Annotated in this window: 15 protein-coding genes; 5 read left to right on the plus strand and 10 right to left on the minus strand. The window is 65.4% G+C overall.

Features of this window, described 5'->3' with window-relative positions; translation table 11 throughout:
• Positions 1-3: 3 nt before the first annotated feature.
• Together ACOGJB_RS10410 and ACOGJB_RS10415 are read right to left on the minus strand one after the other, a co-directional pair.
• The gene (locus ACOGJB_RS10410) at positions 4-2,181 is read right to left on the minus strand and encodes a cell wall-binding repeat-containing protein (protein WP_419837079.1); all 2,178 of its coding nucleotides are present in this window, start codon (positions 2,179-2,181) and stop codon (positions 4-6) included.
• Positions 2,178-2,477 (minus strand): hypothetical protein, encoded by a 300-nt coding sequence (locus ACOGJB_RS10415; RefSeq protein ID WP_419837080.1) that lies wholly within the window; start codon positions 2,475-2,477, stop codon positions 2,178-2,180. The genes ACOGJB_RS10410 and ACOGJB_RS10415 overlap by 4 nt, the downstream gene beginning before the upstream one ends.
• A gap of 331 nt (positions 2,478-2,808) precedes the next feature.
• Here ACOGJB_RS10415 and ACOGJB_RS10420 point away from each other — a divergent pair, with 331 nt between their 5' ends.
• Positions 2,809-3,525, plus strand: coding sequence for a DUF3800 domain-containing protein (locus ACOGJB_RS10420; protein ID WP_419837014.1), 717 nt, complete (start codon positions 2,809-2,811; stop codon positions 3,523-3,525).
• 162 nt (positions 3,526-3,687) lie between these two features.
• On the opposite strand, the gene ACOGJB_RS10425 is transcribed toward ACOGJB_RS10420, so the two are convergent.
• Complete coding sequence (locus ACOGJB_RS10425) at positions 3,688-4,251, minus strand: DUF2335 domain-containing protein (protein WP_419837015.1); 564 nt, start codon at positions 4,249-4,251, stop codon at positions 3,688-3,690.
• A 292-nt stretch (positions 4,252-4,543) separates the two neighbouring features.
• Between ACOGJB_RS10425 and ACOGJB_RS10430 the strand changes: the two genes are divergently transcribed.
• Positions 4,544-5,206: a transposase gene (locus ACOGJB_RS10430; protein ID WP_419837081.1), complete on the plus strand. Its 663-nt coding sequence runs from the start codon at positions 4,544-4,546 to the stop codon at positions 5,204-5,206.
• A gap of 706 nt (positions 5,207-5,912) precedes the next feature.
• On the opposite strand, the gene ACOGJB_RS10435 is transcribed toward ACOGJB_RS10430, so the two are convergent.
• The 6 genes from ACOGJB_RS10435 to ACOGJB_RS10460 form a co-directional block, all read right to left on the minus strand.
• Positions 5,913-8,888: a cell wall-binding repeat-containing protein gene (locus ACOGJB_RS10435; protein ID WP_419837082.1), complete on the minus strand. Its 2,976-nt coding sequence runs from the start codon at positions 8,886-8,888 to the stop codon at positions 5,913-5,915.
• 536 nt (positions 8,889-9,424) lie between these two features.
• Positions 9,425-12,400 carry a cell wall-binding repeat-containing protein gene (locus ACOGJB_RS10440; RefSeq protein WP_419837082.1) on the minus strand — a complete coding sequence of 992 codons (2,976 nt, stop codon included), beginning with the start codon at positions 12,398-12,400 and terminating at the stop codon, positions 9,425-9,427.
• Between the two features lie 452 nt (positions 12,401-12,852).
• Positions 12,853-13,398 carry a hypothetical protein gene (locus tag ACOGJB_RS10445; RefSeq protein WP_419837083.1) on the minus strand — a complete coding sequence of 182 codons (546 nt, stop codon included), beginning with the start codon at positions 13,396-13,398 and terminating at the stop codon, positions 12,853-12,855.
• A 225-nt stretch (positions 13,399-13,623) separates the two neighbouring features.
• A complete protein-coding gene (locus ACOGJB_RS10450) occupies positions 13,624-13,929 on the minus strand; it encodes a hypothetical protein (protein WP_419837084.1) in 306 nt (101 codons plus the stop codon).
• Between the two features lie 68 nt (positions 13,930-13,997).
• Positions 13,998-14,852, minus strand: a complete 855-nt coding sequence (locus tag ACOGJB_RS10455; protein ID WP_419837085.1) for a hypothetical protein — start codon at positions 14,850-14,852, stop codon at positions 13,998-14,000.
• Entirely contained in the window at positions 14,852-16,072 is a 1,221-nt protein-coding gene (locus ACOGJB_RS10460; protein ID WP_419837086.1) for a hypothetical protein, read from the minus strand. Before ACOGJB_RS10460 ends, ACOGJB_RS10455 begins: the two co-directional genes overlap by 1 nt.
• Before the next feature lie 67 nt (positions 16,073-16,139).
• Here ACOGJB_RS10460 and ACOGJB_RS10465 point away from each other — a divergent pair, with 67 nt between their 5' ends.
• The 3 genes from ACOGJB_RS10465 (at position 16,140) to ACOGJB_RS10475 (ending at position 18,413) form a co-directional block, all read left to right on the plus strand.
• A complete protein-coding gene (locus tag ACOGJB_RS10465; protein WP_419837087.1) occupies positions 16,140-16,613 on the plus strand; it encodes a TIR domain-containing protein in 474 nt (157 codons plus the stop codon).
• Between the two features lie 3 nt (positions 16,614-16,616).
• Positions 16,617-17,225 (plus strand): hypothetical protein, encoded by a 609-nt coding sequence (locus ACOGJB_RS10470; protein ID WP_419837088.1) that lies wholly within the window; start codon positions 16,617-16,619, stop codon positions 17,223-17,225.
• 222 nt (positions 17,226-17,447) lie between these two features.
• Positions 17,448-18,413 carry an LLM class flavin-dependent oxidoreductase gene (locus tag ACOGJB_RS10475; RefSeq protein ID WP_419837089.1) on the plus strand — a complete coding sequence of 322 codons (966 nt, stop codon included), beginning with the start codon at positions 17,448-17,450 and terminating at the stop codon, positions 18,411-18,413.
• Here ACOGJB_RS10475 and ACOGJB_RS10480 read toward each other — a convergent pair.
• Positions 18,378-19,202: a dCTP deaminase domain-containing protein gene (locus tag ACOGJB_RS10480; protein ID WP_419837090.1), complete on the minus strand. Its 825-nt coding sequence runs from the start codon at positions 19,200-19,202 to the stop codon at positions 18,378-18,380. The two genes, ACOGJB_RS10475 and ACOGJB_RS10480, sit on opposite strands and share 36 nt — an antisense overlap.
• Positions 19,203-19,389: the final 187 nt, after the last annotated feature.

The following is a 19,389-nucleotide window of genomic DNA, read 5'->3' on the forward strand; positions in this document are numbered from 1 at the left end:
TCGTCAGGCCGCCTGCGGCCGGTGTGCCGGTGTGCCGGCCTGTCCGGAGGCGTCGGCGCCGATGCCGTCGTCGGTGTTGGCCACCCTCGCCCGTGCCGCTGCTGCGGCCAGCAGGTCCCTCAGCAGCGCATCGTGCGCGTCCGCGTCGACCGCCGAGATGTACCGGTTGAAGTCGGCCTCGATCGCGAACTGGGTGCGGCCCGCGTTCGTCGCCGCCGCCGTGACGTTCCTGTTCGCGTTGCTGACCGCCAGCGGCGTCCTGGTGGTGCCAGAGCACCGCAGCGACACGCCGAAGCGGCTGTCGAAGTCTTCGTTGGCCCTCAGCGCCGCGACCAAGTCGTGCACAGTGGCCGCGCCGTTCGCGAACCGCACCGTCGCCCGCTTGCCCTTGGTGCCGACGCGCACGTCGATGTCCAGCGGCTTGGACGCCATATAGGTGCCCGCAGTGTCGAACACGACCCTCCACGCGTTGCCCGCAGCACCCGCAGCGTCGCCGCCGGCCTTCGCTGTGATCGTGACCGCGTTCGCCGCGTCCGAGGCAGTGGTCGCGTCGGCAGCCGTGGCCGGCAGCGTCCACGAGTTGAGCGCGGAGTGCTTGAGCCCGCTCATCAGCACCGAACTGATCCTCGGGCTCGCCTCAGCCTTGATCGCGGTCCCCGGCTTCGCCGAGCTCAGATTCCCCGCGAGGTCCTTGACCCTGCCGGACTTGAGCACCAGCCGGTCCCCGGGCACCAACGGGTTCGTCAGCGACACCGTCGTCGTGAACGACGTGGTGGGCTCACCGCCCGTCTCGGCAGGGATCGCGGGCGTGCCGAAGGCCGACACCGGGTCGACGGTGCTCGACGACGAAGTGCTCGTCGAGCCCGCGCCGCGCGTGCAGGCGAAGCCCGCCGAAGTCAGCGTGTCAGCGGCCAGCCCGCCCGGATCAGTGACCGTCACCGTGAACGCGTCCGCGCCCGGCGACGAACCGGACCTCGGCGACGCGATGCCGATGATCGACACCTGAGGCCTGCCGGTGTCCTTCGGCGCTGCCTGCACCGTCGCAGACGCCGGCACCACGGTGCGCTGATCCTCAGCAGCGCCCAGCTTCAGCGACGACGACGCGACCGAGATCACATCCCCGGCCGCGAGCCCTTGCCCCAACGCCACATACACGACATTGTCCGCGCAGCCGCCGCCGGTCACGCCGGTCACCGCCGAGGTCACCACGGCGGGAATGCCGTTGACCTCGATCATGTCCCGCAGAGCCGTCGTCACAGCGAGCCCGCCGCCGTCGGCGGCGTCACTGCCGCTGGTCACGTCGCCGCTGAAATACAGCGCGAACACAGCGGTGCCGGCCTGGGGCCGCACCGCGTCGTCCGCGTCGGTGACCCCGTCACGGTTGCTGTCGCCCTCGAGTGCATCGGTCGCCGGGTCGTTGCCCGCGCCGATCTGCACCGTCAGCGCGCCCGACGAGGCCGCCTCGACCGCGGCGTCCATCACCGACTGGCTCACCGCAGCCGTGCCGCCCACCGCGACGATGCCCAGATTCAGACTGATGCCCCCGACCGCCTTCGGCGTCGCCGCCAGATAATCGCGCACCGACGCCGGCAGCGTGCCGCCGACGATCAACGGCGTCACCAAAGCACCGCCGGTCAGGCTCGACGCCAGCACAGGCGCCGCAGCAACACCGTCAGGGTTGCCGCGCACCAGCACCACACGGTCCGTCGAAACCGGCGCCAAGTCGTCGCCGCAGCCGTTGTTGGCCAACTGCGCCAACGCAACCGACACAGCAGCAGCCGAATCGCCCTCGACCCGGCTCACGGTATCGACGCCCAGCGTGGTCAGCGCAGAAGCCACATCAGCCGACACCGCTGAGGTGCCGCCGACGATCTGCACATGCTCCACATCGTTCGCGGTGATGAACCCAGCGGTCGCGTCAGGCAACTCGCCGGCCGCGGTCATCAGCAACGGCAACTGCAAACGGTAAGCAGTGGTCTGCACCGCCACACCGAAAGCCAAAGCATCGGAACTGCCGTTGATCAGCACCGCGGACACTGCCTCGGTGCCGCACCACGACGAATCGGTCTCGACCATCGACGCGATCGCCGCGGCAGGCGCGTAACGATCATCGCCAGCGACACGAGTCACCGTCGGCTTGTTCACCAGTTCTTCGATCTCGGTCACAGCAGCGTCGCTCACCGCCGCCGAGCCGCCCAGCACATACACCGTGCCGACGCCGCAGGCACAGCACCCAAGCCGCCCTTCTCGACGGCGAAATTCTTCGCCAGACGCAACGCAGTGTCGTAACGATCCTGACCAGCGAACTCACGAACCATCGCCGTGGCCGCGTCGTCACGATCGACCTTCACCTCGAAGGCCGCGTTAGCGGCTTGAGCAGGAGAGCCCGCTACGACCGCGAGCACCGATGCCATAAGCATCGCCGCCAGGATCGCTGCGAAGGAACGTCTGCCACGCCGCTTCGTGTGAGTAGTCAAGGTTGTGTTTCTCCTTGTTCGGCTCCTTTCGGGGTGATTTCGGGTCCTGACAGCGCTCTCAACGGCCGTTCAAGGAGCTTCCGGGTCGTGCCGATCGCGCCTGCCAGGCGCCACGCAGCAACGCGTTGCTGCGACACTCATCCGGGCTGGCAGTCTCAGCTGTGCGAGCGCGAGAGCGGTCATGTGTGTGGCCGCGTTGATGCGTCGTGATTGGGCCGTGTAGAGTTTGCTCAGCGGAGAGGACCGACGTATCCGGTGCCGTGAGCTTGCTCCTCTGCTGTCTCGCAGAACGTGCCGCGCTTCGGCGGGGCACGGACGCGTAGGGGGACAGTTGTACCTGTGCTTCGTCGACGAATCCGGAACCCACGGCGGCAGCCCCGTGCCGGCGGTCGGGGGCATCATCGTTCACGAAGAGGACCCATGGCACCTGCAACAGCGTCTTGACTCGTTCCTGTTCGGCAAGCTTCATCCGCTCGGACACGACCACACTCAATTCGAATTGCACGCCACCGAGCTTCGCAATGGCACCAAGCAGTGGGCGAAGCTCGACTGGCCCGACCGGCAGCGGATTCTTGCGGGCGCCTACGGCGCTCTGGCCGGCTATGCCCCCGTCAGCCCCGCCTTGCCGTGGCGGCTCATCGGGGCTGTCACAGAACGAAACCCGCAGGGTCACAAACTCCGCGCCTGCGAACTGCTGACGAAGAAGCTCGACGACTTCGCAGGCCGCGTGAGCCGCAGCGGCCACCAGCAACGCGGGTCGATCATCCATGACCGCAGCGGTGTCGAAGGCACGCTGCAGAGCTGGACGAATCAGTGGCGCATCGCAAGCAGCTCGCTCGGCCGGCTCAGGAACCTTGCCGACGTGCCGCTGTTCGCTGACTCCCGTGCCACACGAGCACTCCAGGCAGCCGACCTCGTCGCGTATGCGCTCTACCGGTACTACTCAAGGCCGGGAGGCACACGCGACGACAGGTATGTGCATCGCCTCTGGCGGCAGTTCGACGCAGACGACGGGCGAATACATGGCCTCATCCACAACAGCTCGTAATTCGAGCGGTGCGACTGCCCCGCGTGCGTCAGCCGTCGATGAACGCTCCCGGCCCTGCCTGGCGAACCGCTTCGCTCGGCGCTCCAGATCACGCTGCAACCGGCTCAAACGACGAGATGACGAGCTTGGCAGATGGGCTGCCTGTGGATTAGGGGTCATGCGCTAGTCGCCGCTACGACGATCCTTGCGTGCGCGACGTGTCCCCATCGCTGATTCGTACATCAGCGCGCCGATAACCAAGTCTGCGAATCCCACGCCAACACCGAGCAACGCTTCCCCACGGACAATCACGACAATCGCGACAGCGATGATGCCAGCAAATACGACTCCGGCGATCAGCGGTGCCCACTTGATGACAGCGAGAAGAATGTCTTCAACCGCCTCGCGGCGCCTGTCTTCCATTTGGTGCTGATGCGCGAATTCTGCTTCCGCCATCGACAGGATTCGGTCGGCAGCACCCGGATAAGCGGCTTCGTAGGCAGCGAACGCCTCCGGGTCGGGCAGCGGGCCAGCCCGGAATTCCAAACTCATCCGGTGACGTTCTTCGATTACCTCAGTAACGTCGTCAACCGGTTCGCCATCGACTATCTCGGCGTCTCCAGCGTCGTCGGGTTCGATCTCCCCGTTGGGCGACTCGGCGGACCTTAGTTCGTCACCGGGCACGAGACGAGTCGGGGTGCTCTTCTCTGTATCGGGCAATGGCGATGCTGAGATTCCCTTCGACACGGCGAGCGACCCTCTGTGCTCGGTCCCCAGCTACAGGCCACGTTTCTCGGACAAGGGCGCTCAGATCGTAGTCCTCGCGGTAGCTGCGCCTGAGATCACCAGCCAATTCGGCCGTTGCGGTGCGACGGGAAACGCTTGCTCTGGATGTCACCTGACCCCCTCCGGTTTGCGGGATACCAGTATCTCATGGCTCCGAACTATTCCACAGCCACGGCGCGAGATGGAAGGAATTTCTATCACGGCGATGCCGACCTCGCTCAAATCGAGCCGAGCAGCGTCGTAGCAGTGGCAGATGCCGCGCAGGCGATGGTCAGTCCTGATCCTCACGGGAGTCCGTGTCGTAGCGCCATTCGTCAGACTTGCGTTGCGGACTCGACTCCGCCGGCTGGACGGGCTGTCGGGCAATGTGATCAGTCTGTACGCGAAGGGGCTGACGGCCGGGGAGATCCAGGCTCATCTCGAGGAGATCTATGACACCTCGGTGAGCCGGGAGACGATCTCGGAGATCACCGAGGGGATCGTCTCTGACATGGCGGCGTGGCAGAACCGCACCGCTCGATCCGGTCTATGCGGTGCTGGGTTCGACGCGATCGTCGTCAAGGCCCTTGACTCCCAGGTCGCCAACAGGCCCGTGTATGTCGCTATCGGCGTGGATCTTGCCGGCGAACGCGACGTGTTGGGCATGTGGCTGGGCCCGTCAGGCGGCGAGGGCGCCGAGCAGTGGGCGACGATGCCGGCCGAGCTGCGCAACCGGGGTCTCGCCGACGCGTCGGGTCGTGGGGCCTGTCAGACGCTCCCTTGGCGAGCGGCGAGTGCGTCAGCGCTTCGTCGGGCGTGTTCGTCGCGTCGCATCGGGCGGATGACACGTCGGGCGAGACACGCGACTCGGAGGCCGCGGACCGGCCCGGCGGTGTCGCTGTCGACGCGGTTCTCCAAGGCGAACGCGACGTGCTGAGGGCAGCCTGCCGAGTCCTGCGCCCGACATCCCTGCAAGTCACCCGGCGTCGAGGCCGATTCGGTCTGCGACCCGCAGCGCGAGCAGGGACTCCACCCCTGCCGGTGGACACTCACAGATCAGGAAAACCAGCAAGCGAGTCTGAGGAGAGCTCCATGAGGGTCGGCGAACTCGCCGCAGGCCGCGCCGAAGCCCGTGTCGCACACCTTGCATCTGGTGCCGCGAACGTCGATGTGGGCTCGTCGATGCAGGCTCGACGTGCCCACGCGCTGCGCTCATGGCGGTCGGCCGCGACCGTCTCGGCTGCCCCCTCGGGTGCTGCTCAGCCGACTGCGGCGCCATGCGATAGCAGCGCTGCCTTGTCGCCTGCGGCGATTCGGCTCTCGGGTCGGCCGCCGGCCGCCTCCGATGTCCTGCGATGGTGGGTGTCCGGTGCGAGACATATACGCCGCGATCGCGGGTCGCCGAGCTGGGTGAAATGGTGCTCGCACTCCGGGAACGGTGTCTGAGGCAACCGTCGGCCGCCTCGTGGCCATGCCGGCGATGCCGGACCTTTCGACAAGCTCGTCGGAACGCGAATGCTCGAGTCCGGCGGGTCCGGACGCGAAGGAGCCCCGGGGCGGGTGCCCCGGGGCTCTTTCGTTGTCGGTCTTTGCCGGTCAGGCGGTCAGGCCGCCCGAGCGGTTCAGGTCAACTGTGCAACTTGCTAGTTGCGGGCCTTGATGCTGCTGGTTTGGGAGATGCGGACCTGCGAAGCGCCGTTGCGGCCTTGGTCGACTTTCGCGTTGGCCGCTGTGGTGTTGACGTCGGCAGCGAAACCGTTCGCGACCGGCGGCACCGCGGGCCGATAGTTGGTCTCCACAGCAGTGGTGCCCGGGTTGTCGGCTTGGAGCCGTGCGCCGGCGTCAGTGGTGATCAGGTCACGTGCCTTGGGCAGGTTCTTCACCAAGGCGGTCTCGCCCTCATAACGCACGATCCTCGCCGGCGCAGCGAAACCGTCGGACGGATCGGATGCGGAAAGGCCGAGGCCGCCACCGGCAGTGCCGGCGGTGATGGTGCCGTCGTCGGCGATGGTGCCCCCGTCGACGTCAGCACGGATGCCGCTGGCGTCGTTGGTGGTGCCCGCACGGTGAGCTGCGTTGGCCAGCACGTCGGCCAGCAGAGCCTCGTGGCTGACGCTGTCGACGTAACCGTTGAACCGGACCTCGATCGCGAACTGGGTGCGGCCTGTGCCGTTGGAGGCAGCCACGACATCGCGTGGAGGCGTTTCGCCTGTCACCAGGCCCAGCGCAATCGCGGACCCATGGCCGCCGTTGGGCCCGGCGGTCGCCGCCTCACTGCAGTCGGCGAAGCCCGCGGAGAAGCGCGCGTCGAAGTCGGCGTTCGCCTCCAAAGCGGCGAGCAGGTCGCCCAACGTGGCTGTCGCGGGGCCGTTCACGAACCGCACCGTCACCCGCTGGCCCCTGGTGTCGACGCGCACGTCGATGTCCAGCGGCTTGGCTGCACTGTGAGTGCTGACCCGGTCGAACACCATCGTCCAGCCGTTGCCCGCAGCCCCAGCAGCGTCGCCGTCGGCCTTGGCCCGGATCGTGATCCCGGCGCCGTCGGTTGCGACGCCGCCGACGAGCCCGTCGGGCACCGGCCACGAGTTCTGCACGCTGTGCTTGAGGCTGCTCATCAGCACCGAGGTGATGCGCGGGCTCGCCTGCGGCCTGATCGCCGTGCCCGAGGTCCCCGCGTTGCCGTTGGCCAGCGGGCGGGCCGTGTCGCTGATCACGCCCGGCTTGACGACAAGCCTGTCACCCACCGCCAAAGGACGGCCGATCTCCACCGTCGCCGCGAAGCGCTTGTTGGACTCCGCGGTGGTCGCCGTGTGAGTGACGCCGTTCGCCGTGATGACGTTCGTTGTTGTGGTTCCCACGCCCGCCGCCGGCACGAAGGTGAAGTCATCAGCATCGAGGCTGCTGTTTGCGGCCATCACCGGGAACCCGCCGGCGTCGCTGAAGGTCACCGCGAAGCCGTTGACATCCTGGTTGGTCACACCGGTTGCTGCTGTGCCGTCCGCGTTCGCGGGCGCAATGGCAAGAACCGTCACCGCGGGCCGCGTGCGATCAGCAGGCGGAGCCTGCACCGTCGTCGAGGCCGGCTCAACAGTGCGCCTGTCGCTGCCGGTGCCGAATGTATGAGTCGCGTGACGCACGACCGAGATCGTGTCGCCGCTACGCAGATGCTGACCAAGCGTCACGTCGATCCTGCGCTGGTCGCACACCCGGCCAGGGTTCGCCGTCGCAGCCAACACCACCGCCGGGACGCCGTTGATCTCGATGATGTCCTGCAGCTTCGCCAAATCAGGCTCCACATCATCACTGAAATACAGCGAGATCCTCGGACCGGTCTCGCTGCCCGACGTGCGAACAACCGCAGTCGTGTCGGGCCGCACCGGGTCGTCCGCGTTGATCGACCCGTCAGCGTTGGTGTCCGTGTTGGCGCCGATCTGCACAGTGAGCGCACCCGAGGAAGCTGCCGCAGCCAAAGCGGCATCCATCGTGGCCTCGCTGACCGCAGCAGTGCCGCCGATCGCGACGATGCCGAGATTCAGCTTGTCGGCGCCGACGGCCTTGGGCGTCGCGGCGAGGTAGTCGCTCACCGAAGCCGGAAGACTGTCACCGACAACCAGCGGCGAAACCAAGAAACCGCCCGCAAGGCTCGACGCGAGCACCGGAGCGCCGACCACGCCGTCAGGGTTGCCGCGAACCAGTGCGACCATGTTGTTCGACACGAGGCCCAAGGCGTCGCCGCAGCCGTTGCCGGCCATCTGCGCCAAAGCGACCGACGCAGCCGAAGCGGAGTCGCCTTCGACCCGGTCCACGGTGTCGACGCCGAGCGTGGTCAGCGCCGAAGCGACACCAGCCGACACAGCGCCGGTGCCGCCGACGATCTGGACATGCTCCACATCGTTCGCGGTGATGTACTCCGCAGTCGCGTCAGGCAGCTCGTCGGCCGCCGTCATCAGCACCGGAAGCTGCAGCCGGTACGCGACCGTCTGCACTGCCACGCCGAACGCCAAAGCGTCGCTGCTGCCGTTGATCAGCACAGCGCTCACCGCGCCAGTGCCGCACCACGACGACTCAACGTCGATCATCGACGCGATCGCCGCGGCAGTCGCATACCGGTCATCGCCCGCGACGCGCGTCGCAGTCGGACTCGCGTTCAGGGCTTCGATGGAAGTCAACACCGAGTCGGCCACAGCAGCAGAACCGCCCAGCACATACACCGTGCTGACGCCGTAATCCTCGATGAAATCAGCGACGCCGCCATGCAAGCTGTCCGTAGCGGTCAGCAGGATCGGAGCGTCCACATAGCCAGCCAAGCCGGCAACCGAGATCGAATCGACCAGACTCACACCCGACGCAACGAACGCAGTCGGCACCGCGCCCAGACCGCCCTTGGAGTTGGCGAAATTCTTCGCCAGCCGCAGCGCCGTGTCATAACGATCCTGCCCCGCGAACTCACGAACCATCGCCGTGGCCGCATTGCTGTCGTGATCGATCTTCACCTCAAAAGAAGTGTTCGCAGCCTGAGCCGGCGACGCCGCCACGACCGCAAGCACCGATGCTGCGAGCATCGACGCCAAGATCGCCGCGAGCGAACGCCTACCACGCCGCTTCGTTCGAATAGTCAAGGTTCCGAGCCTCCTGCTTGGATTAACTGGTGTCCGAGCACCGGGCCTGGTGGCACCGATCTCCCGCTTGTCATGTAGAACCGCTGCAGGACGTTTCCTGTGACACGGCAACCCACAAGGGTACGGAATCGTTCCCGGCTGCACAATGCCCGCAATAGCGCGATACAGCGGTGCAGTCAGAGATCCTCTCGCACCCGGGCGTCGTCGCGAACGGGATCAGATCGCTGAGCGAACACCGCGCCGGCCTGATGGTGGGTGTCCGGTGCGAGACATATACGCCGCGATCGCGGGTCGCCGAGCTGGGTGAAATGGTGCTCGCACTCCGGGAACGGTGTCTGAGGCAACCGTCGGCCGCCTCGTGGCCATGCCGGCGATGCCGGACCTTTCGACAAGCTCGTCGGAACGCGAATGCTCGAGTCCGGCGGGTCCGGACGCGAAGGAGCCCCGGGGCGGGTGCCCCGGGGCTCTTTCGTTGTCGGTCTTTGCCGGTCAGGCGGTCAGGCCGCCCGAGCGGTTCAGGTCAACTGTGCAACTTGCTAGTTGCGGGCCTTGATGCTGCTGGTTTGGGAGATGCGGACCTGCGAAGCGCCGTTGCGGCCTTGGTCGACTTTCGCGTTGGCCGCTGTGGTGTTGACGTCGGCAGCGAAACCGTTCGCGACCGGCGGCACCGCGGGCCGATAGTTGGTCTCCACAGCAGTGGTGCCCGGGTTGTCGGCTTGGAGCCGTGCCCCGGCGTCAGTGGTGATCAGGTCACGTGCCTTGGGCAGGTTCTTCACCAAGGCGGTCTCGCCCTCATAACGCACGATCCTCGCCGGCGCAGCGAAACCGTCGGACGGATCGGATGCGGAAAGGCCGAGGCCGCCACCGGCAGTGCCGGCGGTGATGGTGCCGTCGTCGGCGATGGTGCCCCCGTCGACGTCAGCACGGATGCCGCTGGCGTCGTTGGTGGTGCCCGCACGGTGAGCTGCGTTGGCCAGCACGTCGGCCAGCAGAGCCTCGTGGCTGACGCTGTCGACGTAACCGTTGAACCGGACCTCGATCGCGAACTGGGTGCGGCCTGTGCCGTTGGAGGCAGCCACGACATCGCGTGGAGGCGTTTCGCCTGTCACCAGGCCCAGCGCAATCGCGGACCCATGGCCGCCGTTGGGCCCGGCGGTCGCCGCCTCACTGCAGTCGGCGAAGCCCGCGGAGAAGCGCGCGTCGAAGTCGGCGTTCGCCTCCAAAGCGGCGAGCAGGTCGCCCAACGTGGCTGTCGCGGGGCCGTTCACGAACCGCACCGTCACCCGCTGGCCCCTGGTGTCGACGCGCACGTCGATGTCCAGCGGCTTGGCTGCACTGTGAGTGCTGACCCGGTCGAACACCATCGTCCAGCCGTTGCCCGCAGCCCCAGCAGCGTCGCCGTCGGCCTTGGCCCGGATCGTGATCCCGGCGCCGTCGGTTGCGACGCCGCCGACGAGCCCGTCGGGCACCGGCCACGAGTTCTGCACGCTGTGCTTGAGGCTGCTCATCAGCACCGAGGTGATGCGCGGGCTCGCCTGCGGCCTGATCGCCGTGCCCGAGGTCCCCGCGTTGCCGTTGGCCAGCGGGCGGGCCGTGTCGCTGATCACGCCCGGCTTGACGACAAGCCTGTCACCCACCGCCAAAGGACGGCCGATCTCCACCGTCGCCGCGAAGCGCTTGTTGGACTCCGCGGTGGTCGCCGTGTGAGTGACGCCGTTCGCCGTGATGACGTTCGTTGTTGTGGTTCCCACGCCCGCCGCCGGCACGAAGGTGAAGTCATCAGCATCGAGGCTGCTGTTTGCGGCCATCACCGGGAACCCGCCGGCGTCGCTGAAGGTCACCGCGAAGCCGTTGACATCCTGGTTGGTCACACCGGTTGCTGCTGTGCCGTCCGCGTTCGCGGGCGCAATGGCAAGAACCGTCACCGCGGGCCGCGTGCGATCAGCAGGCGGAGCCTGCACCGTCGTCGAGGCCGGCTCAACAGTGCGCCTGTCGCTGCCGGTGCCGAATGTATGAGTCGCGTGACGCACGACCGAGATCGTGTCGCCGCTACGCAGATGCTGACCAAGCGTCACGTCGATCCTGCGCTGGTCGCACACCCGGCCAGGGTTCGCCGTCGCAGCCAACACCACCGCCGGGACGCCGTTGATCTCGATGATGTCCTGCAGCTTCGCCAAATCAGGCTCCACATCATCACTGAAATACAGCGAGATCCTCGGACCGGTCTCGCTGCCCGACGTGCGAACAACCGCAGTCGTGTCGGGCCGCACCGGGTCGTCCGCGTTGATCGACCCGTCAGCGTTGGTGTCCGTGTTGGCGCCGATCTGCACAGTGAGCGCACCCGAGGAAGCTGCCGCAGCCAAAGCGGCATCCATCGTGGCCTCGCTGACCGCAGCAGTGCCGCCGATCGCGACGATGCCGAGATTCAGCTTGTCGGCGCCGACGGCCTTGGGCGTCGCGGCGAGGTAGTCGCTCACCGAAGCCGGAAGACTGTCACCGACAACCAGCGGCGAAACCAAGAAACCGCCCGCAAGGCTCGACGCGAGCACCGGAGCGCCGACCACGCCGTCAGGGTTGCCGCGAACCAGTGCGACCATGTTGTTCGACACGAGGCCCAAGGCGTCGCCGCAGCCGTTGCCGGCCATCTGCGCCAAAGCGACCGACGCAGCCGAAGCGGAGTCGCCTTCGACCCGGTCCACGGTGTCGACGCCGAGCGTGGTCAGCGCCGAAGCGACACCAGCCGACACAGCGCCGGTGCCGCCGACGATCTGGACATGCTCCACATCGTTCGCGGTGATGTACTCCGCAGTCGCGTCAGGCAGCTCGTCGGCCGCCGTCATCAGCACCGGAAGCTGCAGCCGGTACGCGACCGTCTGCACTGCCACGCCGAACGCCAAAGCGTCGCTGCTGCCGTTGATCAGCACAGCGCTCACCGCGCCAGTGCCGCACCACGACGACTCAACGTCGATCATCGACGCGATCGCCGCGGCAGTCGCATACCGGTCATCGCCCGCGACGCGCGTCGCAGTCGGACTCGCGTTCAGGGCTTCGATGGAAGTCAACACCGAGTCGGCCACAGCAGCAGAACCGCCCAGCACATACACCGTGCTGACGCCGTAATCCTCGATGAAATCAGCGACGCCGCCATGCAAGCTGTCCGTAGCGGTCAGCAGGATCGGAGCGTCCACATAGCCAGCCAAGCCGGCAACCGAGATCGAATCGACCAGACTCACACCCGACGCAACGAACGCAGTCGGCACCGCGCCCAGACCGCCCTTGGAGTTGGCGAAATTCTTCGCCAGCCGCAGCGCCGTGTCATAACGATCCTGCCCCGCGAACTCACGAACCATCGCCGTGGCCGCATTGCTGTCGTGATCGATCTTCACCTCAAAAGAAGTGTTCGCAGCCTGAGCCGGCGACGCCGCCACGACCGCAAGCACCGATGCTGCGAGCATCGACGCCAAGATCGCCGCGAGCGAACGCCTACCACGCCGCTTCGTTCGAATAGTCAAGGTTCCTGTTCTCCTTGTTCTGCATGGCGGGAGATGCTCCCGCCCGAGCATGTCAAACCCCGCGTCGCCGCGGTTTGTGACAGCGCCGACCGGTTGGAGGGCCCATCGCGGCACTTGCGCACGCGATCAGCCCCACCTGCTTGTTCCGTCTACGCGAAGTACACGGAACAAGGCCAGTGTAACGGCCTTCGCCGCCGCGTCATAGGGGGAATTTCGCCCCTCGCCACCGGCGCTGCGAGGTTCGAGGACGTCGGCCCTGCGGGTTGGCTCAGCCGTGGCATCACGTACACAGCGACCGAGGCACCCGCCTGATCACGCTGCCGATCGCAGGCGCAGACCCGAACATCTGCAGACCCAGCAGCCTCCCCAACAATGCAGGCCACGAGATGCCCCGCTTGGTGCCTGCGGCGGAGCTCCGTTGCGCTGCCCCCGACGCGGCACGGGGCGGGCCGCTACCGATGCGTATGGGTGTTCTGGACGGCCTCGAGACGCGCGAGCCGGTCTGTGTGATCCAGCAGAATCTCGTTGATGTCCGCCAAGCGATCGTCGATCTGAGTGAACCGGGCATCGACCTGGGCGAACCGATCGTCGATCTGAGCGAACCGGGCATCGACCTGGGTGAACCGGCTGTCCATCTGAGCGAAGCCGCGGTTCATGTCGTCCCGCAGCGCATTGAAGCCCGCCGAGGCGAACACGAACACGCCGCCGATCAACGCCACGGTCACCGCGACCAGCACAGGCACCAGCGGCGAACGCCGCTCAACACCAGCCCCGGTCCTGACGGCCCCGGGCGTCTCGGACACCGCCGACACGCCCTCACCCGACGGCGACACCGCAGGCCTGCCCGACCCAGCCCCAGCCCCAGCGTCACCGGCCACAGCCGAATCGCTCATGACGGGGGCACCGGAGGCCGAACCAAGTGCGTCAGCGGCACTCGCGGGGTCATCCTGTTCAGCCGGCGGGGTCATGGCGGCGGTCGTCTCGACGGGAACGGTCATCGGGCCTCGCTGTTCGTCGCGGCGCTTGACAGCGCACGTTCGGTTCTGATTCGGTCGCCGCACAAGCCGGGCAACGAGGCAGGACCCAACATAGCCAACCCACCCCACGCCCATCAATCGATTTCCCAGCACGACACCGGCAAGCAGGGCACCCCGCGGCTGCTGGGCAACTCGTCTTCGACTCAGACGCTGCCGTGCCGTCCAGCATCGGCCCGGTGGCTCTGCTCAGCCGCGCAGCCACTCCAGGATCGCTGCGGCGCCCGCGAACAGCACGACGACCTCCACCGGCAGCGCCGGCGCCGGGTGCTGTTGGTGAACGAGACCTCGATGCGCAAGCGGCACCGGTACGTGACGGTGCCCGTGAACGGCAACACCGGCGAGGTGCTCGCCATGGTGCCCCAGCGCCACGGCGCAGCACTCAGTGGCCATCCGGCTGCTCAGGGACCCAAAATGGTGCCGCTGCGTGAAGGTAATGGTGTCCAACGGCTCGGCGGCACACAAGGCAGCCATCGAGGCGCGCCCGCGCAGCATCACTCCATCCTTGTATCCAAGATCAGGAGTCTGCAACCAACCCAGAGCGCTTCGTTCTCGCGGAATAATCAGGGCGGGTTGAGTGCTCGGGACAGCCCTCTCACAGCCAGCGCAGCGATTTCACCGGCCCGGTGTGATGCCGACAGTTGGCCGAGCTCGTCGGTCTCAAGCCCTGTCATCCCGGGATCCCACCCCGATGCAGCAGCTACTTCTTCAAGCTCCACCACTGCTCGGTCGACTCGGACGTCGTCGGGCCGTTGCGGGAAGTCGTCGGGCGCCCAGCCGAGGTCGTCTATCCCGAGATGACGCGCCGCCAACGCAGCTGCGCCGCCGAAGCCCGCGGATACGAACAAGGGCTGCTTACGGGCCACAGTGATGATCGCTTCCTCGAGGATCCCCGGCATCGATCCCGCGAACGTGGACAGTTTGCCGCCCAGCAGCACACGCGCGTCGGTGATGGTCACCATGTGGCGCCGAAGTGCGCTGTATGCGGGGGGCTTGGCGGCTTCGTGAGTGTCCTGTGGCTCGGGCGGCTTGGACTTCAGGATGTCGAGAACAGGGTTGCCTCGCTCATCCAAGCAGATCACCTGGCCCTTCGAACCCAGTTGTCGATCGATGCCGTCGAGTTCGCTTCGAGAGAGCTTCCGATGTTCGGGCGCTGCGAGGCACAGCGTCAAGGCGTTGCTGCGACCGTACCGATCTACTTCGTGCAACAGGCATTGCGTGAATCCGGAAGGCCGGATCCTGCCTCCGTAGACCAGCGAGCCCCCGCCGACGAGTACGGCGCGAGCGATCTCCCCGATGGCAAGTTCTGCGTGCGCCTTCGCCAGCCCAAGGCGAGGTAGATCGTCGCTGTCGGAGACTGAAATACCGACTCGCACGCCGTCCAACGCCCTTGTCGGGATCAGGCCCTGCGACGGCATCAGAGAGTCCCTCCTCCGCGGCTCGCGTAGGTCCGCGGCGTGACCACGTCGACACGCGCTGCGGCGCCTGCGACCTCGAAGAGCTGATCGATGACATCGGACTCATCGGGTCCCAGCGGTGGGTCCGGGTGCATCACAAGGATCGGGTCGTCTTCCATGATCCGCGCACTGTTCTCGAGCAACCACCGAATGGCTGTCGCAGGCTCGGGCGCATACGGCGGCGCCCAATCGATGCCGCCCAGGCGAAGCTCCTCGCCTTGAGCGTTCCAAATCGCCCGTCGCAGTGCCCCGTCGACCAACAAGTTCAGCGCAGCCTCGACGCTGCGACGCCTCGAGCCGTCGTCCCGGTCGTCGTAGCGCACTGCCGGCACATGATCCATGAGGAATGACCCCCGCTCGTCTCGATCGCGGACGGCGTTGAGCGTCACTACCGGCATGCTGTTTTGCTTGGCGGTTAGGAATTCCTTCTGGCACCACTCGCGGCCGGCGTACAGGTCTGTGCGGATCGCCAGCAACGCGCTTGAAGCGGCGTTTGCCCGCAGTTCGCGGCCCCAGTCGGTTCCGGGTAGCACGTCAGAAGTATCGAAGTACGGCCTCAGATGCGTGTCTCCGATGGTTGAACGCACGAGTTTCACGACTTCGTCGACGTAATCGGGTTCCTCAGCGATCGAATGACGCTTCGTGTGACTGATGAAGACCGTCAGTCGGTCGCCGAACGGGTCATTGACAATCTGGGCGACTGCTTGCGAGACCTCACGGCACAGCACCGCGGGATCTTCAACACTCGCCGAGTCGAGATGTTGGAGATCACCGAGCATGTCAACCAGCGTTCCGTCAACTGTCCCGGGCAACCGAATCGGGAAGACGCCGACGATCTCTGGTGACGCGTCAGCCGCCGCCCGAAGCTCCGTGAGGTAGGTCCGCCAACTGGACTGCGAGTCCTCTACGGCCCGGGCGAGACGTACACCGACAACGGGCAGGACTGCCGTCACACGAGCCGCCCACAGGTCGTGAGGTAGCGCTACCTGGCATGGGAGAGGCCGCGGTGCGTCGGAGTCGTGACCCCACGGAGCAGACCTCGCGTAGACCTCGACGGCACCGCCGGTGAGGCCTGAGTACGGGGTGCCGCGAAAGTGCTCCAACAGGGTGTCGGCGAGTTGGACGCCCTCAGCATCATCGGGGTGCCAGACGACGTAGATCTCGAGCACCGGCGGGAGCACGGCGTAATCGTACGAAAGTTGTCGCACCCCCTACGTAACCTCGGAGGTGACGGACTGAGGAGGTCTCATGAGCGAAGTCCACAACGTGTTCATCAGCCACCGGCATGAGGACGACCACCACAACGCCAATTTCAAGCGACTGATGGACGGCAAGGACGTTCAGATACGGGACTCATCGATCACGAGCGACCGGCCCAACCAGGCACGTAGCCCCGAGTACATCAAGTCGGCGATCCTCGCGCCTCGGATCCAGTGGGCTGGCAAGCTTGTCGTCATCATCACGCCCGATACGAAAAACCACGACTGGGTCGCTTGGGAGATCGAATACGCCAACAAACTGCCATCGGACAAGCTGATCATCGGCGTGTGGGCACCGGGCTCCGCTGGCTGTGAGGAGCCGGAGCCGCTCAAGAGGTACGCCGACGCGATTGTCCCATGGGACCCAGCGAAGATCCTCGCAGCGTTCAACGGCGAGCGGATTTTCGAGAATGCGCAAGGCGTGCCGCGACTTGCTCAGCCCATCAAACGGATCGGTTGCTAGCCCGTGGCTGATCTGTTTGCGTACGTCGTCGTACACGACATTGGCTTCGCGCCCAATCCGTTCCATGGTGTGTGCACGCTCGCCACATGCAAGCCACGAATTCGACGCGTCGCGCAGCCCGGCGATTGGTTAGCGGGAATCGGCTCACGGCAAAAGGGCCAGCACGGTCACCTCGTCTTCGCCATGTTGGTCGAGGAAGTGCTCTCCTACGACAAGTACTGGGATGACCCGCGCTTCCTGCGGAAGAGACCTCATCGCGTAGGCAGCCTGAAACAGCTCTACGGTGACAACATCTACCACCGCGCCGCAGATGGCCACACGTGGATACAAGAAGACGGTCGGCACAGCCTTGAGGACGGCAGCCCAAACCTCGACCACGTCCGGAAGGACACAAGTGTCCCGCGAGTACTCGCGTCATGCACGTTTGCCTACTACGGCGACAAGGCGGTCAAGATCCCAAACGAGTTCCGTTGCTGGGAAGGAAAGGATTATTTCGACAGCGTACGCGACTACCAGCGTAACTTCCCCGAGGACTTGCGAACGGCGTTCACGGCTTGGCTGGAAACGCAATCTGATGTTGGGGTCGCAGGCGCGCCGCTGGACTGGTCATGACACGGACTATCGCCAAGCGGGTTGTCCTGATCAGCATCGCCTCGACTGGAGCCCGAGCATCAGCCGACCCTGACCATGCACGAGTGCGGTTGGCGGCTCTGTCGGGTTTCGTAAAACAGAACACACAACACGCGCCAGACAGCGACGACCGCATCGCTCCCAGCTGAAGACAGTTCCATCTCAGGTGTCGATATTGTTAACGCGGCCTTTACGAGGGAACGCATGGAGCTCGCTATTCAGACGCCGCCCGAGAACACCGACTACGCGCGTCTGAGAGACACGTGGCAGGCGGCAGATGAATTGGGACTCGCGGCAGCATTCACCTTCGACCATTTCGTGCCGCTTAGCCTCGGCATCGCACCTCGAACCGCTGGACAGGTGCCCGATGGTCCACAGTTTGAAGGCTGGACTATGGCCGCAGCACTGGCTACGTCAACCCGACGACTCAGCGTGGGCACACTGGTGTCTGGCATCACGTATCGCAACCCTGTGTTGCTCGCCAAGATGGCCGTCACGCTCGATCACATCACTGGCGGACGATCTGTTCTGGGCATAGGCGCAGCCTGGCACGAGGCTGAACACGCCATGTATGGGTTTGACTTTCCGAGCGCTGGCGAGCGGGTCAGGATGCTCGAAGAGACGCTGGAAGCGATCGCTCTGCTCTACGACTCGAACCATCCGGTCGACTACCGGGGACGCCACGTGCGCCTGACCAACGCCTGCTTTGACCCGAAACCGCTGCAGCCCGGTGGTATCCCCATCTTGATCGGTGGCAAGGGCCGGCGAGTTCGGCGGATCACTGCGCAGCACGCCGATTGGTACAACGGTTTCTGGGCTCCATGGGACTGGCCTCGGATCAACGACGAACTCGACGAGGAACTGGCACGCGCTGGCCGACAGCCTGGAGAACTCAAACGCACTGTGGCGGTTTTCTCAGAACTGTCAGGCGACCCAGCGATCACTGAACAGATGGTCACCGTGCTGCAAGGTGACAGTGGCGAGACCCGCGAGCAAGTCCAAGCCCGCATCGTGGCTGGCTCACCAGATCAGATGATCGCGGTGCTTGAGTCGTACGCCAAGGCTGGCGTGAACATGGTCATCCTCAACATACGCCCAGATCAAGGCGCAGACGAGTTAGCCCGATTCTGCGAGTCAGTGCTGCCGGCCTGCCATGGCCTCGGCGAGTGAATAGTCAAGTTCAACAAACTGCCCTTGCTCGCCTGCCGCCTCCCAGTTCGATTCGACCGCTAATGCGTTCTCCTCTTGGCCCGAGTCTTGACTCTCTCCCGGTGCTCTGCGAATCTCGAACCCAGAGACCCAGCCAATGAATATGGAAACTGCAACGACGATTGTCGCGCCGATGACGGAACGGCCAAGGAACTGCCAAAAAGCCGTGCGGCGCTCCAATTCTTCGACCTTCGCCGCGAGAGCTTGAGGACTGAAAGTTGTCCCTTTGATTTCCATAATGTCGTCGGCGGTGATCTGAGTACGAGGGGCCTTGGTCCGTTCGCCGCCGTCGTGGCCGTAGAGATCGCTAGTTGGATTATCGAGTCCTGCATACCACAGAAGAAATACCGGATCGTCTTGATCGATCAGGATTTCCTTCGGTCCGGCATTGTAGACTGAGTACAGAATGCGCCCTTTGTAACCGGGATCGACATGAAACCCGGAAACGCTGATAAGTCCCCTGAGCTTGTGCTTGGACTTTATCGACAGGAGGCCCACCGCGTCGTCCGGCATCTCTATAGTTTCTTTGGTCAGCAACAGTGCAAATTGGCCAGCTGGTATCTGCACTCGTTGGCCAGATCCCAGAGGCTCCATGAGTTCTTGGTCTTTCTCGCCCGTGACATACGCCTGATTGCCCATGCTCAGTTCATATGCAGCGTGTTTGACGCGTTCGTCATCGAAAGGACAAATGAACTCCGGTCGCTGCTTCCTTCGAGACCTAATAGTCTCGGAACTCCAGAACCCCGACATAGTCGCACCTTTCACGTAGGGCAGCTGATGGAGGCTATAGAGGTGCGGAGACGCCGAGACGCGAGCACGGTGTGCCTGCGCGCCGGTCACCAGAGACAGCGCGCCGCTGCGGCCGACTCGGGCGCGACGAGGCCCGAACTGCGGGTCAGCGCCTCGGCGCGAGACTCAGCTACGGACGGCCAATCGG

The sequence above is a fragment of the Candidatus Poriferisodalis sp. genome (assembly GCF_965208895.1).
GTDB lineage: Bacteria > Actinomycetota > Acidimicrobiia > Acidimicrobiales > Poriferisodalaceae > Poriferisodalis.

Coding starts and splice junctions, on each gene's coding strand:
- ACOGJB_RS10445 (WP_419837083.1), bottom strand. CDS start 13,398: ATGACCGTTCCCGTCGAGACGACCGCCGCCATGACCCCGCCGGCTGAA.
- ACOGJB_RS10430 (WP_419837081.1), top strand. CDS start 4,544: ATGCCGCGCAGGCGATGGTCAGTCCTGATCCTCACGGGAGTCCGTGTC.
- ACOGJB_RS10480 (WP_419837090.1), bottom strand. CDS start 19,202: ATGTCGGGGTTCTGGAGTTCCGAGACTATTAGGTCTCGAAGGAAGCAG.
- ACOGJB_RS10475 (WP_419837089.1), top strand. CDS start 17,448: ATGGAGCTCGCTATTCAGACGCCGCCCGAGAACACCGACTACGCGCGT.
- ACOGJB_RS10465 (WP_419837087.1), top strand. CDS start 16,140: ATGAGCGAAGTCCACAACGTGTTCATCAGCCACCGGCATGAGGACGAC.
- ACOGJB_RS10455 (WP_419837085.1), bottom strand. CDS start 14,852: ATGCCGTCGCAGGGCCTGATCCCGACAAGGGCGTTGGACGGCGTGCGA.
- ACOGJB_RS10450 (WP_419837084.1), bottom strand. CDS start 13,929: ATGCTGCGCGGGCGCGCCTCGATGGCTGCCTTGTGTGCCGCCGAGCCG.